This is a genomic window from Flavobacterium humidisoli, from assembly GCF_023272795.1.
GTDB lineage: Bacteria > Bacteroidota > Bacteroidia > Flavobacteriales > Flavobacteriaceae > Flavobacterium > Flavobacterium humidisoli.
On record NZ_CP096829.1, the window covers coordinates 2,840,077 to 2,853,921 of the forward strand.

Annotated in this window: 10 protein-coding genes; 3 read left to right on the plus strand and 7 right to left on the minus strand. The window is 34.7% G+C overall.

Annotated features, from left to right (window positions below; genetic code table 11):
- Window positions 1-6: 6 nt before the first annotated feature.
- The 3 genes from M0M44_RS12105 to M0M44_RS12115 form a co-directional block, all read right to left on the minus strand.
- The gene (locus M0M44_RS12105; RefSeq protein ID WP_248725868.1) at window positions 7-1,278 is read right to left on the minus strand and encodes an MFS transporter; all 1,272 of its coding nucleotides are present in this window, start codon (window positions 1,276-1,278) and stop codon (window positions 7-9) included.
- On the minus strand, window positions 1,265-2,836 hold the full coding sequence (locus M0M44_RS12110) for a glycoside hydrolase family 10-like protein (protein WP_248725869.1): 1,572 nt from the start codon (window positions 2,834-2,836) through the stop codon (window positions 1,265-1,267). Before M0M44_RS12110 ends, M0M44_RS12105 begins: the two co-directional genes overlap by 14 nt.
- Window positions 2,837-2,976: 140 nt before the next feature.
- Window positions 2,977-4,185, minus strand: coding sequence for an anhydro-N-acetylmuramic acid kinase (locus tag M0M44_RS12115; protein ID WP_248725870.1), 1,209 nt, complete (start codon window positions 4,183-4,185; stop codon window positions 2,977-2,979).
- A 167-nt stretch (window positions 4,186-4,352) separates the two neighbouring features.
- On the opposite strand from M0M44_RS12115, the gene M0M44_RS12120 reads away from it, so the two are divergent.
- Both M0M44_RS12120 and M0M44_RS12125 read left to right on the plus strand, forming a co-directional pair.
- The gene (locus M0M44_RS12120; protein WP_248725871.1) at window positions 4,353-5,540 is read left to right on the plus strand and encodes a hypothetical protein; all 1,188 of its coding nucleotides are present in this window, start codon (window positions 4,353-4,355) and stop codon (window positions 5,538-5,540) included.
- Window positions 5,541-5,546: 6 nt separating this feature from the next.
- Complete coding sequence (locus tag M0M44_RS12125) at window positions 5,547-6,974, plus strand: hypothetical protein (RefSeq protein WP_248725872.1); 1,428 nt, start codon at window positions 5,547-5,549, stop codon at window positions 6,972-6,974.
- 124 nt (window positions 6,975-7,098) lie between these two features.
- Here the strand turns inward: M0M44_RS12125 and M0M44_RS12130 are convergent, their stop codons facing one another.
- The 3 genes from M0M44_RS12130 to M0M44_RS12140 all read right to left on the minus strand — a co-directional run bounded on the left by M0M44_RS12130 (window position 7,099) and on the right by M0M44_RS12140 (window position 8,976).
- On the minus strand, window positions 7,099-7,332 hold the full coding sequence (locus tag M0M44_RS12130) for a hypothetical protein (protein ID WP_248725873.1): 234 nt from the start codon (window positions 7,330-7,332) through the stop codon (window positions 7,099-7,101).
- 278 nt (window positions 7,333-7,610) lie between these two features.
- Complete coding sequence (locus tag M0M44_RS12135) at window positions 7,611-8,585, minus strand: IS110 family RNA-guided transposase (RefSeq protein WP_248725874.1); 975 nt, start codon at window positions 8,583-8,585, stop codon at window positions 7,611-7,613.
- Between the two features lie 232 nt (window positions 8,586-8,817).
- A complete protein-coding gene (locus M0M44_RS12140; protein WP_248725875.1) occupies window positions 8,818-8,976 on the minus strand; it encodes a hypothetical protein in 159 nt (52 codons plus the stop codon).
- A gap of 199 nt (window positions 8,977-9,175) precedes the next feature.
- Here M0M44_RS12140 and M0M44_RS12145 point away from each other — a divergent pair, with 199 nt between their 5' ends.
- Window positions 9,176-12,082, plus strand: a complete 2,907-nt coding sequence (locus M0M44_RS12145) for an FAD-binding and (Fe-S)-binding domain-containing protein (RefSeq protein ID WP_248725876.1) — start codon at window positions 9,176-9,178, stop codon at window positions 12,080-12,082.
- 206 nt (window positions 12,083-12,288) lie between these two features.
- Here the strand turns inward: M0M44_RS12145 and M0M44_RS12150 are convergent, their stop codons facing one another.
- The gene (locus M0M44_RS12150; protein ID WP_248725877.1) at window positions 12,289-13,449 is read right to left on the minus strand and encodes a Gfo/Idh/MocA family protein; all 1,161 of its coding nucleotides are present in this window, start codon (window positions 13,447-13,449) and stop codon (window positions 12,289-12,291) included.
- Window positions 13,450-13,845: the final 396 nt, after the last annotated feature.

Consider the following 13,845-nt stretch of genomic DNA (forward strand, 5'->3'; position numbering starts at 1 on the left):
TGGGGGTTAAACTTCTTCTGATTTCTTCCCAAAATCTTTTGGGAAAGTTAAAAAACGTGATAAAATAAGACCTGGAATTGTAGCTAATAAAACCCAAATAAAGAAGTTTTGATAGCCTAAATATTTTTGTATAAAACCGCTTAACATTCCTGGAAGCATCATTCCTAATGCCATAAAGCCAGTTGCCAGTGCATAATGTGCTGTTTTTGATTCTCCTTCGGCAACATGAATTAAATACATCATGAAGGCGGTAAAGCCAAAACCGTAACCGAATTGCTCTACAATTACAACGGCATAAATGTAATAAATTGATGTAGGATGAAAGAAAGCCAATAATATAAATCCTAAAATTGGAAGGTGCATGGCCAAAAACATAGGAAACATCCATTTGGTCAATCCTTGTTTTGAGATTGCAATTCCGCCTAAAATACCTCCGATAGTTAAGGCTGCGACTCCGCAAGTTCCGTAAATGATTCCAACCGCTTCGGTGTCTAATCCCATTCCGCCTAATTCTTTTGGATCAAGTAAAAACGGACTTAGCATTTTAAGCAATTGAGATTCTCCTAATCTGAAAACCAAGATAAAAGTTAAAATTAACCCGATTTGTTTTTTCTTGAAGAAACTGGCAAATATGGTTCCGAAACTTTGATTTGGCGTTTCTTTGTGGTTTTTTACGGCATTAATTTCATTCTTCGGCGTGAAAATGAAATTATAAACTGTAATGAAAGCCATTAGTAAACCAACACAAATCATGGTATAAGACCACGCTTTCGTATTGTCTCCAAATTTATGTTCTAAATAACCTGCAAAAAGCACTACTAATCCGTTTCCTGCCAGCATCGAAAGTCTGTAAAAAGTACTTCTAATGCCAATAAAGAAAGATTGCTTGTCTTCTGGTAAAACCAATAAATAAAAGCCATCGCTGGCAATATCATTAGAAGCCGACGCAAAAGCCGCAACCCAGAATATGGAAAGTGTCATGATAAAAAATCCGTTGAGCGGAAGGGTGAAACCAACCAGCAAAAAGGCAATCGAAATGATTAATTGCATCAGCAGAAACCATTTTCTTTTGGTTCCGATTAATTCGATAAGCGGACTCCAAAGTGGTTTAATAACCCAAGGCAGATAAAGTAAACTGGTGTAAACACCAATATCTTCATTTGTAATACCTAGATTTTTATACATAATTACCGAAACAGAGATAATTATAGCATACGGTAATCCAGAAGCGAAGTTAAGAAGCGGAATCCAAAACCAAGGTTTATTATCTATTTTCATTTGGCTGAGCAGGTATATAGTTTTTTAAAGGCTTTTTTAAATCTATTGCAGTTGGAGAACTTTCGTTGGCATAATAATCAATAAAAGTTACTGCGCAGGCTTTGTAAAGATTCAGTTTTCCGGCCGCTATTGCAAAAGTAATTTTTCCATCAACTTCTTTTACCGTTACTTTTTCGATGATTTTTGTAGCATCATTAATGTCGATTTTTGAAACATGTTCGCCTCCATAAACCACCATGTAACGAACCTTTGTGTTAAGCGGACTTTGGAAGGTGAAATTATATTTAATGCTGTCTTTGCTATACTCTAAAACCTTTGGCGTATCAATAATTACATGCCTTAAGTTTGGAACCGCTGCAGGAAGCGCAGGATATTTATATTGATTTTCTTCTAAATGGCGAGCCACATCGAAGTTTTTGCCCATAAACCATTTTGAGCTGAAATAAGCGCTTCCAGAAACATTTTTGAAAGTTCTTAAATAATCAATTTGAGTTGGAATTTCGGTCATGTAATTCCAGTTTTTATCGCCATCAGCTCTAATTTTGTATGTAGCGTGACCAATATAAATGGCTGTATTGTTAGAGTTTTCAGACCACCATTTCACCAATTTAGAATAGGAAGCTCTCGGATTATTCATACTCCAATACAATTGTGGTAGAATATAATCGATCCATTTTTGATCCATCCATAACATAGGATCTGCGTATAAGTCGTCATAATTTGAAGTCGACTGCGTTTCAGAACCTTTCGGATCTTGAGATTTATTTCGCCAAACCCCAAACGGACTAATCCCGAATTGAACCCACGGTTTGCTTTCTTTAATTGTATTTGAAATAGAATGCACAAAGTTGCTCACATTTGCACGGCGCCAATCGGCACGGCTTAAACCTGCGCCATATTTTTGGTAAGAGGCATTGTCGTTAAACACTTTTCCTGGAACAGCATAAGGATAAAAATAATCATCAAAATGAACTGCATCGATATCATAATTATCAACCACTTCTTTTACCACTTTGGTTAAATGCGCCTGTACTTCTGGCAATGCAGGATCGTAATAGTATTTTCCGCCGTATTCAATCATCCATTCCGGATGTTTAAAAAGATCATGATTTGGACTTAAAAGATTTTTATTCAAGTCGAAAGTCGCGCGATATGGATTCAGCCAAGCATGAAATTCAAAACCTCTGTTATGCGCCTGTTCAATCATCCACGCCAATGTATCGTAATAGGGGTTCGGAGCCAAACCTTCTTTCCCTGTCAAAAAGCGAGACCAAGGCGCAAATTCTGATGGATAAATAGCATCTCCAACGCTTCTAATTTGAACAATTACAGCGTTATAATTCAGTTTTTTATAGGCTTCTAAAATTTCAAGGTAATCAGCTTTTTCTTTTTCGACATTATCTGTACTTGTTTTCGGCCAGTCAATGTTTACAACCGTTGCAATCCAGACACCTCTAAATTCGTTTTTAGGATGCATGTTTTTTTCCTGTGCATTAGAAATCGAAGTAATGAAAAATGAAATTAAAAGAAAGAATATTAAGTGCTGATTTTTATGCATTTCAAATGTTTATTTTAACAAGAACCAAAAATAGTTTTTTTCCGCCACGAATTCACGAATTATTTTTTTTAATGATTGCGTGTTTTCTGCCACGAATTTTTTCGCTACGAATTGCTTCGTGAATTCGTAGCTATCTTTTTTTAATCAGGAAACGAAATTTTTCCCATGGTTACCGATGGAATTCCTTTGCTGTTTCCAAAATTGTAATCTCCTCCAGAAACGGTTTCGTTTGCTAAAAGCGCAAATAAAACTGCTTCTTTGGCATCGCTTAAAATGCCCAAATCGTCGCTGGTGTGAAACTGGCAAGGCAATAATTCCTTTAGCCATTTTACCAATAACGGATTATTTGTTCCGCCTCCAGACATATAGATATGAAAATCTTCTGCTGAAATCGGAGTGTTTTTTATGGTGAAAAAAATCGCTTCTGCAATAGTTTCAGCACTTAAACGCGTTAAAGTCGCTAGCAAATCTGATGCCGAAATATTTTCTAGACCACATTTTACCAAAGCCGACTGCACAAAATCGAAATTAAACAGCTCTTGTCCAATTGATTTTGGAAAGCTTTTCTGGAAGAAATCCTCTTTTTTGAGTTCGCTTAAAAGATCCTGATTTACCGTTCCCTGACTGGCGATTTTGGCATCTTTATCATAGCTTTTTTCAGGGAAATAATGTTTGGTAAAAATGTCGATTAAAGTATTTGCCGTTCCTGTATCGGTTACAAAAACTTCTTCGGCGTTTAAAGAGGAAGGGAGATACGTATAATTCCCGATTCCGCCCATGTTAAGCATGATTCTGTTTTCGCCTTTTTTTCCGAATAGTAAATAATCGCCGTAAACCGCCAAAGGAGCGCCTTCACCACCCGCAGCAACGTGTTTTTGTCTGAAATCGGAAAGTGTAATAATTCCTGTTTTTACCGCAATATGATCGCCGTCGCCAATTTGCAAAGTGGCGTTTGGAAATTTTTCTTGCCCGTGCAAAAACTTAGGCGCATGCAAAACCGTTTGCCCGTGCGAAGCAATTAAATCCACTTCGCTTGACGAAATATTCCATTTGGCAAGACAATCGTTAATCATACCGCTATGCAATATTCCGATCCATTCGTTTAATAAAGCCAAATGCTGAAAATCGATTGTTCTCTGAGCAAAAACTTTTCTGATTTCGTTTTTAATATCTTCCGAATAAGAAATGGTTTCAAATTCTAGGATTTTTACCTCTGTGTTTTCGCCAGAACCAGAAATAGCACACAAAGCAATATCAAGTCCGTCGAGAGAAGTTCCAGACATTAAGCCCAATATTTTTCGGGTTTCTTTTTGAGCTATAGTATAGAGCGCGGTTATATTTTTATTCATTTAAAATGAGGGTTTATAGATGTCAGTTTATTGATAACGCTAAAATGGGATTAATTTGGATATTAACCCAAAGAAAAAGAATAAAAGTTTTTTAACTCAAAATGTGGAAACCCGTAATTTATATCCATTTAATTTTATTTTTTTTACAAAAAAAATGAAACTAACCTATGAAACAGAATTACCTTTTACTGCTATTTTTAATTTCTTTGTCGGGTATAAACGCACAAAGCATTTCTACAGAATCTGTCGAATATCAGCTTTTAAAAGAGCCAAAAATTATAATTGATGCTGGTTCTCGTCAGTATTCAGTTGTTGTTACTTCACCATACAATCTGACAAGTGATCAGGTTTATGCGCAATCGAAAGTAGATTTTCAAAATGAATTAGATAACTTTGATAAAAAAGTGGCTAACAGCGAAAAAGAATTTCAGCAAAAACTAGCCGATTATGATGCAGATGTTGCCAAAGCAAATGCTAAGTACAAATCTGAATCGGAAGAGTTTAAAAAATTAAGCATGCTGGAGCGTTTAACCTTGACAGATAAAGGGCAAAATCCAAGGCTTGTACTTCCGAACAGGCCCATTTATGTGGCTCCTTCTAAACCAGTTTATCGTCAACCAAATTTGCAAGATTATGTTATTATAGATAATAATGTTTTAGCATCTCAAATAAACATTGACGGATTTACCAAAGACGGAAATTATCTGACGGTTAATTTAGATATAAAAGCGGTAAATTTTCAGGACAATTCTGGTCAGACTTATGCTAATCAGCCAACTACTTTGATTGTCAAGCAAAACGGACAGGAGAAAATAAATAAAACATTCTTTCAGGAGTACAAATACATCAGTTCATCTCCTACAAACAACATTAACAAACCTCGCGAAGAACAGCAACATCTGAAAAAGGTAATTGCTTTTATAAATGATTATCTAGCTGAGAATTTTGCTTTTAAAAATGTAAAATACAGTGTAAAACTTCAAAGCGTTAAGAACAAAGGACAATATGATGATTTGGAAAAAGCGAGCATTTATGTTACTACAAATTTGAAAAAAATGAATCCTGCAAATCCGCAAATCAATGCAGCGGCATTAACAGGAATGCAAAAAGGAATTGATATCTGGAAAGAAACGCTCACTAAAGTTAATTTTAAAGATACCAAAGCAGATTTTAATGCTAAAATTGCAAAGTTTGTTTATTTCAATTTGATGAATCTGAACTTGGCTTTAGATAAAAAGACAGATGCTGAAAAAGTGCTAAACGAAATGCAGGAAAACCTTATTTATATGGATTTAAGCTCGAAAGAAGAAATCGAGTTGAAAGCAATTGAAAATCAAATATATAAAACAACTTAATAGTTTATGAAAACAAAAATAGCAAGCTTCTTTTTTTTATTAGTTAGCTTAACAGCAGTTAGTCAGAGACAAAAGGAAATTGGAACCAAATTTGACTACGATGAGAGAGAAACAGATTTAAAAGTGGTTTTAGTTGACAACTATAATCATTATATGTCTTCAGCAATTAATGTTGATGCATCAATGCAGTCTGTCAACAAAATTATTATTAGAAAATTTGATCAAAAAAATCAATTAGTAGAAACTTTTACGGAAGAGTTTCCATATAAAGATGTTTTTACGTTGCATACTTATTTAGGAAGTTTTGAATTGCAAAATGAAAAATTGGTTGTTTTTGTAGATTGTTATTCTAATAAAACAAAGAAGAAAGAAATTTTCCAGATTACTTTTGATAAAAAAACGAACCTTTTTGATAAAAAAGTTATTGCAGAATATACATTTGAAAGTATTACAAAATCGGGAACAACTTATGCAATGGTTTCGCAAAACAAAAATTACATAGGAATTGTTTACAGTAAATATGCTAATAAAAAAATAGCAGAAGAAAACCAATGCACACTTATTGATGGAAGAACAGGAGATTTACTTTGGCAAAAAGACGTTCCGTTTCCTTTGTTGTCTTTTACTGAAAGCGTTGTTTTGAGTGATAGCGGAAAATTTATTTTCGCAAGAACAACTAAAGAGACTGGTTCTCAAAACGTATTGGCTATCGCAGACGGAAATACTGTAGAGAGTAAGGATTTTGGAAAAGAAGATGTCAAAATTAAAAAACCGCTTGTTTTTTCAATTGGTTCAAATGAGTATTTGATTGCTTTTAATAATTACGCTCATGGAATAAATCGTGGAGAATATGATAAAGTTCTTTTTTATGATTTAAATGCAGGTACTGTTTTAAAAAATAATCGTGTAGAAAGTTTAGAGAAGATTAAGGACTTATCGAGAGTTAATTTTAATAATTTATCTATCCAAAATGACGAAATTTACTTGTTTGTAGACTCTGATTTTAAAAGTGGAACAAAGCCAGATCCAACTTTTCCAAATTCAACATTTAAAGTTGCGGAATATTCAAATGGATATCCAAGTTTGTTGATATTCGACACCAAAGGAACATTGACAAGAACAGAAGATTTTGATGTATTACCATTCAAAGAGCCATCAAAATCAATGAGTGTAATGAATATTAAAGGGAATTATTTCTTAAATAGTTATATCAAGTATCCACATTCATCTAGTTTTTTTGATGGAATTTATAGATTGAATAATGGGGCAATTGATCAAAGTCTTAAAATAACTAGTCTTGAAGATATAAAAGAAGGCGGTATAGTACTGACAAAATTTTCAAATTATTTACCAGACGCCAAAAGATTAATTATAGCAAAATCTTATGGATCCAATAAAATGGCTTTTGTAAATGTTTTAGATATTCAATTATAAAAGATTCTCATATTATTTATTATGGAAAAAAAGCACTTATACTTTAAGTGCTTTTTTTTTGTTTCCAGAGTGAGATAAAAAATAAACCCTCAACTTTAAAAAAAATGAGGGTTTTGATTAAATTTTACTCCACCTCCAAATAAGGATTTAAAGTTTCTGCTAATTCATTGAGCCAGTAAAAGCTGTCTCTTAATTTGATGATTTCGCTTTGAAATGTTTCATGTTCGCTCAAAACACATAAAGCCATTGTAAAATTTACTTGCCTTAATGTTTTAGCCATTTCTACAGGATCGATTCTGTCGTTGAAAAAATTCAAAAGCTTGATTTCGGTTTGTTTTGAAATTGTGTTGGTACTCATAATCTTTGTGTTTAGGAAAAAAACCCGCACAGCTAAGGTGTCCTACGCCACAAAGTGCGTTGCAGTTGTTTCCAATACCGCCACCATACCATACGGGCAAAAGTTTTTTTGATATCATATTCTTTGTGTTTAGGACTGTAAAGATATCAAAAAAAATATTTTAAGTAAGAAAAGTATTATAAATTAAAATGAGTTATTTCCGTAGGGTAAATATAAAACGTTTATTTTAAGAAAAGATAAAATTAGCCCAGTTTCCGTACAGTCTGTCATTTCGATTTCTATGATAAAACCAAATCTTTTTGATAAGGGATTTGTTTTTTTATTACTGCAAAAACTCTATGAATTATTTTATTTCTCACAGCATTCAAAACACTCATTTTGTTCTTTCCTTCATCAATTTTTCTATGATAGTATTTGCTTAAATCATTATCCAAACGTATTGCACTCATTGCTGCCAGATGTAAGATGGTTTTGAGTCCTTTATCTGCAAGCATGGAAACTCTAGGTCTTCTTTTTAGTGATGTTCCAGATTGAAAATCGAATGGTACAACCCCGCTGTAACAGGCCATTTTTCTTGGATCTGTTATAACCGTAAAACCTTCTGTTTTTGATAATAATGTCCACGATAGAACTTGGCCTACTCCTGGAACTGATTTTATCAGTTTCTGCTGCTGGCTTAGACTTTGGTCATCATGGATTACTTTTTCAATATCATTTTCAATAGCTTTAATTTGTTCTTCAACACTTTTAATGAGTTTTACATTTAGACTTTTTAGTTCTTTATCCAATCCAATGCCTTTCATTAATTTATAATCATGCTGCTGGGCCATAAGCTGTTTTTTAATTTTTATCCTTAAAGCTCTTTCGGTCAATAGTATTTTTATCTTTTTGATAGAGCGAGAACTTGGCTTCCATTCTCTATTTTCCTGATAATTTTTCTCAATGAAATTACAAATCCTCAGTGCATCGATTTTATCATTTTTGCCTCTGACAAGACCTATGCTTTTTTTGATATGCAGAGCTGATATGACATAAACTCTAAAATTGAATTTCTCAAGCACTTCAAAGAGATTCCAATTGTATCTGCCTGTGTTTTCCATACCTATAATCACATTTTCATCTGAATATCTTTTGAAAAAACGTTTTATAACCTGAACGTTGTTCTCAATTGAAAAGTAATTTACAGATTCTTCCTTAACACAAATATCCAAAGTCTTGCTGCTGATATCAATGCCGACAATAATGTTTTTCATAACTTTGCTTTTACGATTCAACAATGATTTGAGAAATTCATCATAAGCTCAACTCCTTAATAACGGGTCACTAGCCCAAATTTCTATCTGAGTCTTTGATGAAAGGGAAGCTAAAGTCTTAATCGAAATATGAGTCACAAGCTCTGAGGAACGAACAGTTTACTTTTGCTTCCTTTCTCAATCATAAATCTACTTAAATTTCAAAAAACAAATCTAAAGGAGGAACGAGAAATCACACTAGAAACTCAACAAAGATTGGTGATTTTCTTTGCGGATTTCCGCGTGAGATTTCTCCTTCGTCGAAATGACAAGATTGAGGAGTTGTGTTCTGTAAATATTCGCAAATTTCTTCTTCTGAAACCGAGTCTCCTATCCCAGATGGAAGCGGCATCCTTTTGTGGTGGGGTTTACCACAAAAGATACGACGGACAGCTGGATTAGCTACTAAAAAAAATTAAATGAGATAATTTGTTGGTTTCATAGCAAACTCTCTGATAAAATCCCAAAATAGAATCGTTTTACCCTGTGATATTTTTATCTTTGTGGTCTGAGTTTTTTCAGGAAATATTTTTATAAAAAGCACCATTTACATGTTGACCCAATCTCATTTAGAGCAATTAGCCGCAAGTCTCGAAGGCACACTTTTATTCGATGAGCTTCATAAAACGCTTTATTCTACAGATGCTTCGGTGTACCGAATTAAGCCCAATGCGGTAGCAATTCCTAAAACGACCGAGGATATTGCCAAACTGATAAAGTTTGCGGCAGAACATAAGTTGTCGATTACGCCAAGAACTGCAGGAACTTCGCTGGCAGGACAGGCAGTTGGAGACGGATTGGTGATTGATGTGTCGAAGCATTTTACAAAAATCATTTCATACAATGCCAAGCAGAAAACTGTAACGGTTCAGCCAGGCGTAATTCGCGATGAGCTGAATTTATTCTTAAAACCTCATGGCGTATTTTTCGCTCCAATTACTTCGACTTCTAATCGTGCGATGATTGGCGGAATGGTAGGAAATAACTCTTCGGGAACAACTTCTATTCGATATGGTGTTACGCGCGATAAAATTGCGGAAGTAAAAGCACTTTTAAGCGATGGTTCTGAAGTGGTTTTTAAAGATCTGACTTCGGCTGAATTTATTGAGAAAACAAAAGGTGATTCTTTAGAAAATAAAATATACAAAACGATTTACGACGAGCTTACTATAAAAGAAGCTCAAGAAGAAATCGTAAAAGAGTTTCCGAAACCAGAAATTCACAGAAGAAATACAGGTTATGCCGTTGATATTTTGCTGAAATCAGAATTATTTGGCGGAACAGAACCAACCATAAATCTTGGAAGACTGCTTTGCGGAAGCGAAGGGACTTTGGCTTTTACAACAGAAGTGACGCTGAAAGTTGATGATTTGCCTCCGCCTCATAGCATTATGGTCGTTGGGCATTATCATACGATTCAAGAATCTTTAGAATCGGTTGTGGTGGCGATGAAACATCATTTGTACACTTGCGAAATGATCGATGATACGATTTTAGATTGTACCAAAACGAATCGTGAACATATTAAAAATCGTTTCTTTTTGGTTGGAGAACCGAAAGCGATTATGTTGTTTGAAGTAGCATCGCACACTTTAGAAGATGCCGAAAAACAAGCCGATGCTTTGATTGCCGATTTAGATAAAAACAATTTTGGTTATGCGCGAGTAAAAATCTACGGAAATGATATTGACAAAGCCAATGAGTTGAGAAAAGCAGGTCTTGGACTTTTAGGAAGTATTGTAGGCGACGATAAAGCAGCCGATTCTATTGAAGATACAGCGGTAGAATTAAGTGACTTGCCAGCTTATATTGCAGAGTTTTCTGCGATGATGCTGCGTCACGGACAGGAAGCGATTTATTATGCGCATGCAGGTGCAGGAGAATTGCACCTTCGTCCGGTTTTGAATTTGAAGAAAACATCTGATTTAAAATTATTCAGAACCATTGCGACAGAAGTGGCACATTTGGTAAAAAAATACAGAGGTTCCTTAAGCGGTGAGCACGGCGACGGAATCGTACGCGGTGAGTTTATTCCGTTTATGATTGGCGAAAAGAATTACGAACTTTTGAAAAGAATTAAATTAGCGTTTGATCCGAATTCGGTTTTAAATATCGGGAAGATTGTCAATGCCTTAAAAATGGATGAAAATCATCGTGTGATTTCAGGAAGGGTAGAACCAGACATTAAAACATTTCAGGATTTCTCAGACAGTTTAGGCATTTTGCGTGCCGCCGAAAAATGCAACGGTTCTGGCGATTGTCGAAAACTGCCGTCTGGCGGAGGAGCAATGTGTCCGAGTTATCGTGCAACGCGAAATGAGAAAGAAACAACTCGTGCGAGAGCCAATGCACTGCGAGAATATTTAACGTATTCTGAAAAAGAAAATAAATTTGACCAGAAAGAATTATATGAAGTTTTTGAGTTGTGTGTAAGTTGTAAAGCCTGCGCAAGCGAATGTCCGAGTAATGTGGACGTAGCAACTTTGAAAGCAGAATTTTTATACCAATATCAAAAAGCAAACGGATTTTCTACCCGAAATAAGATTTTTGCCAACAATGCCAAACTGAACAAAATGGGAAGTAAATTCCCGTCGATTACAAATTTTATTTCGAATCGGTCTTTGGTCAAAAAAACAATGGGAATTGCGCCCGAAAGACAAGTTCCATTATTGGCGAAAAAGACTTTTAGAAAATGGTATGCTAATAATAAACCGTCACAAAGAGATTTTTCGAATGGAAGATTGTATTTGTTTGTAGATGAATTCACGAATTATTATGATGTCAATATCGGAATTGATGCTTTCGAGTTATTGACAAAGTTAGGTTATCAGGTTTTGGTTGTTGATCATGAAGAAAGTGGAAGAACCTATCTTTCAAAAGGATTTTTGGAAGAAGCGAAGAAAATTGCCAATCATAATGTAAGTGTTTTTAAAGATTTGGTTTTAGGAAATGCACCTTTAATCGGAATTGAGCCTTCAGCAATTTTGACTTTTAGAGATGAATATCTTCGTTTAGCCGATGATAAAGAAGCTGCGGAGAAATTATCCAGAAATGCTTTTACAATTGAAGAATTCTTCAAAAAAGAAATTATAGATGGTAAAATCACAGCCGATTCTTTTTCAGATGAAACTAAAGAAATTAAGATTCACGGACATTGCCACCAAAAATCGTTGAGTTCTGTTGAAGCGACTTTCGCAATGCTTAATCTTCCAAAAAATAATACAGTTACGATTTACAATTCGGGTTGCTGCGGAATGGCGGGTTCTTTTGGTTATGAAAAAGAGCATTATCAAGTGAGTATGCAGATGGGGGAGGATACTTTATTTCCTAAAGTGCGTAATACAGCTGAAAATGTAAAAATCGCAGCTGCAGGAACAAGCTGTCGCCATCAGATTTATGATGGAACGAAGAGAGAAGCACAACATCCTGTTTCGATTTTGAGAAGTTGTTTGAAATAATTTAACCGCAAAGCACGCAAAGAATTGCGCAAGGGGCGTAAAGATTTTTTTGCGCAAAGTTTGTCATTTCGACAAAGGAGAAATCTCACTAGAAGCTCGACAAAGATTCGATTTTGCGGAGTTACTTGCGAAGATTTCTCCTTTGTCGAAATGACATAAAATGAGAATAATCTTTTTAATTCTGTAAATCTGTGGCAGAAAAGAAACTATTTCAAACTAACTTTTTTACCTGTTTCAGCAGCTTTATAAATGGCATTGATGATTCTAACGTCTTTAATTCCTTCTTCGCCTGTAATATGATTTGGAAGTTTTTGGTTTGCTAAAATCACTTTGCAAATTTCATCCATTTGAGTTTGCTGTTGGTTTATTACAGGAAAATTAAATGCTTTTCCATCAGATCTTTTACCTACAAAAGGGCCATAGCTCACAGCAGGACTCATCTCAAAGAAACCTTCATCTGCAGCAGCATGGAATCGATCAATGCCAAAACCGTAAGAACTGCTGCAATTGGCAACAGCACCACTCGGAAATTCCATTTGCCACGTGATATTTTCTTCCACTTGAGCAAATCTGTTTTTATTGTTTATGGTTCCAAATTGTGCAGTAACTGCAATTGGTTCTTCACCTAAAACATAACGCGAAACTTGGATGCAGTAAACGCCTAAATTAATTAACGAACCGCCTCCTGCCCATTTTTTAGTCAGCCTCCATTCGTTACGAGCATTTAAATCAACAGGTTTATTAACGTCATGAATATCATAAGTGCTATAACCAAGAGAAGCTTCAATATAGCGAACTTGTCCCAAAACTTTTTCTTGTCCCAATCGTTTTACTTCTAGATGATTTGGTTCGTAATGCAGTCGATATCCCATTGCCAATTGCACATTATTATCGTTGCAGGCTTTGATCATTTCTTCACAATCTTCAATAGTTATTGCCATTGGTTTTTCTACAATTACATGTTTTCCTGCTTTTGCAGCGCGAACAGTAAATTCTTTGTGCAGTGCATTTGGAGTTACAACGTACACCAAATCAATGTCTTTATTTTTTATGATTGAATCGAAGTTTTCGTAGTTATAGATATTCTTTTCAGGAATGTTATATTTCTTTTTCCATGCTTCAGCTTTGGAAGGTGTTCCTGTGACAATTCCAGTAAGTTGGCAGTATTCAGAAACCTGAAGACCTTCAGCTAATAGTGAAGCATAGTTTCCTAAACCGCACAAAGCAATATTTAATTTTTTTCCGGTGTAGGGTTTGTGAACCTTTTCTGTTTCGGTAATAAAAGAAGGAAGCGTAGTCATCACAACTGAAGCGCCCACTCCAAGTCCAAATTTATTTACAAAAGAACGTCTTGTGATTTTTTCCATAAAAATGATTCTTTAAAATTAAATACTACTTGTATTAGTAAGCTCATTTTGAGAAATGTTACATTTGTATTTGATTTAACTGTGACGATTGTTAAGATTTTTGGTTTCACGCAGATTTTGCAGGTCTGAGCAGATTTATTTTTATTATTAAAATCTGTGTAAATCTTTCAGCAGAATAAAAATCTGTATTATCTGCCAAATCTGCGAGAGAAGATTTATAGACAAAGATTTGAAAAATAATTCGTGTATTGCTTCGCCTGTTCGCTATCGCTCGGGTAGTGGCAAGAAAAAAAAATCGTAGAAAAACAAAATGGTTTTATATATTTGAAATCAAGATATTTTTTGCATTATTTGCAAAATAAAACCAGAACAACTGAATTAAATTAATTTATAATA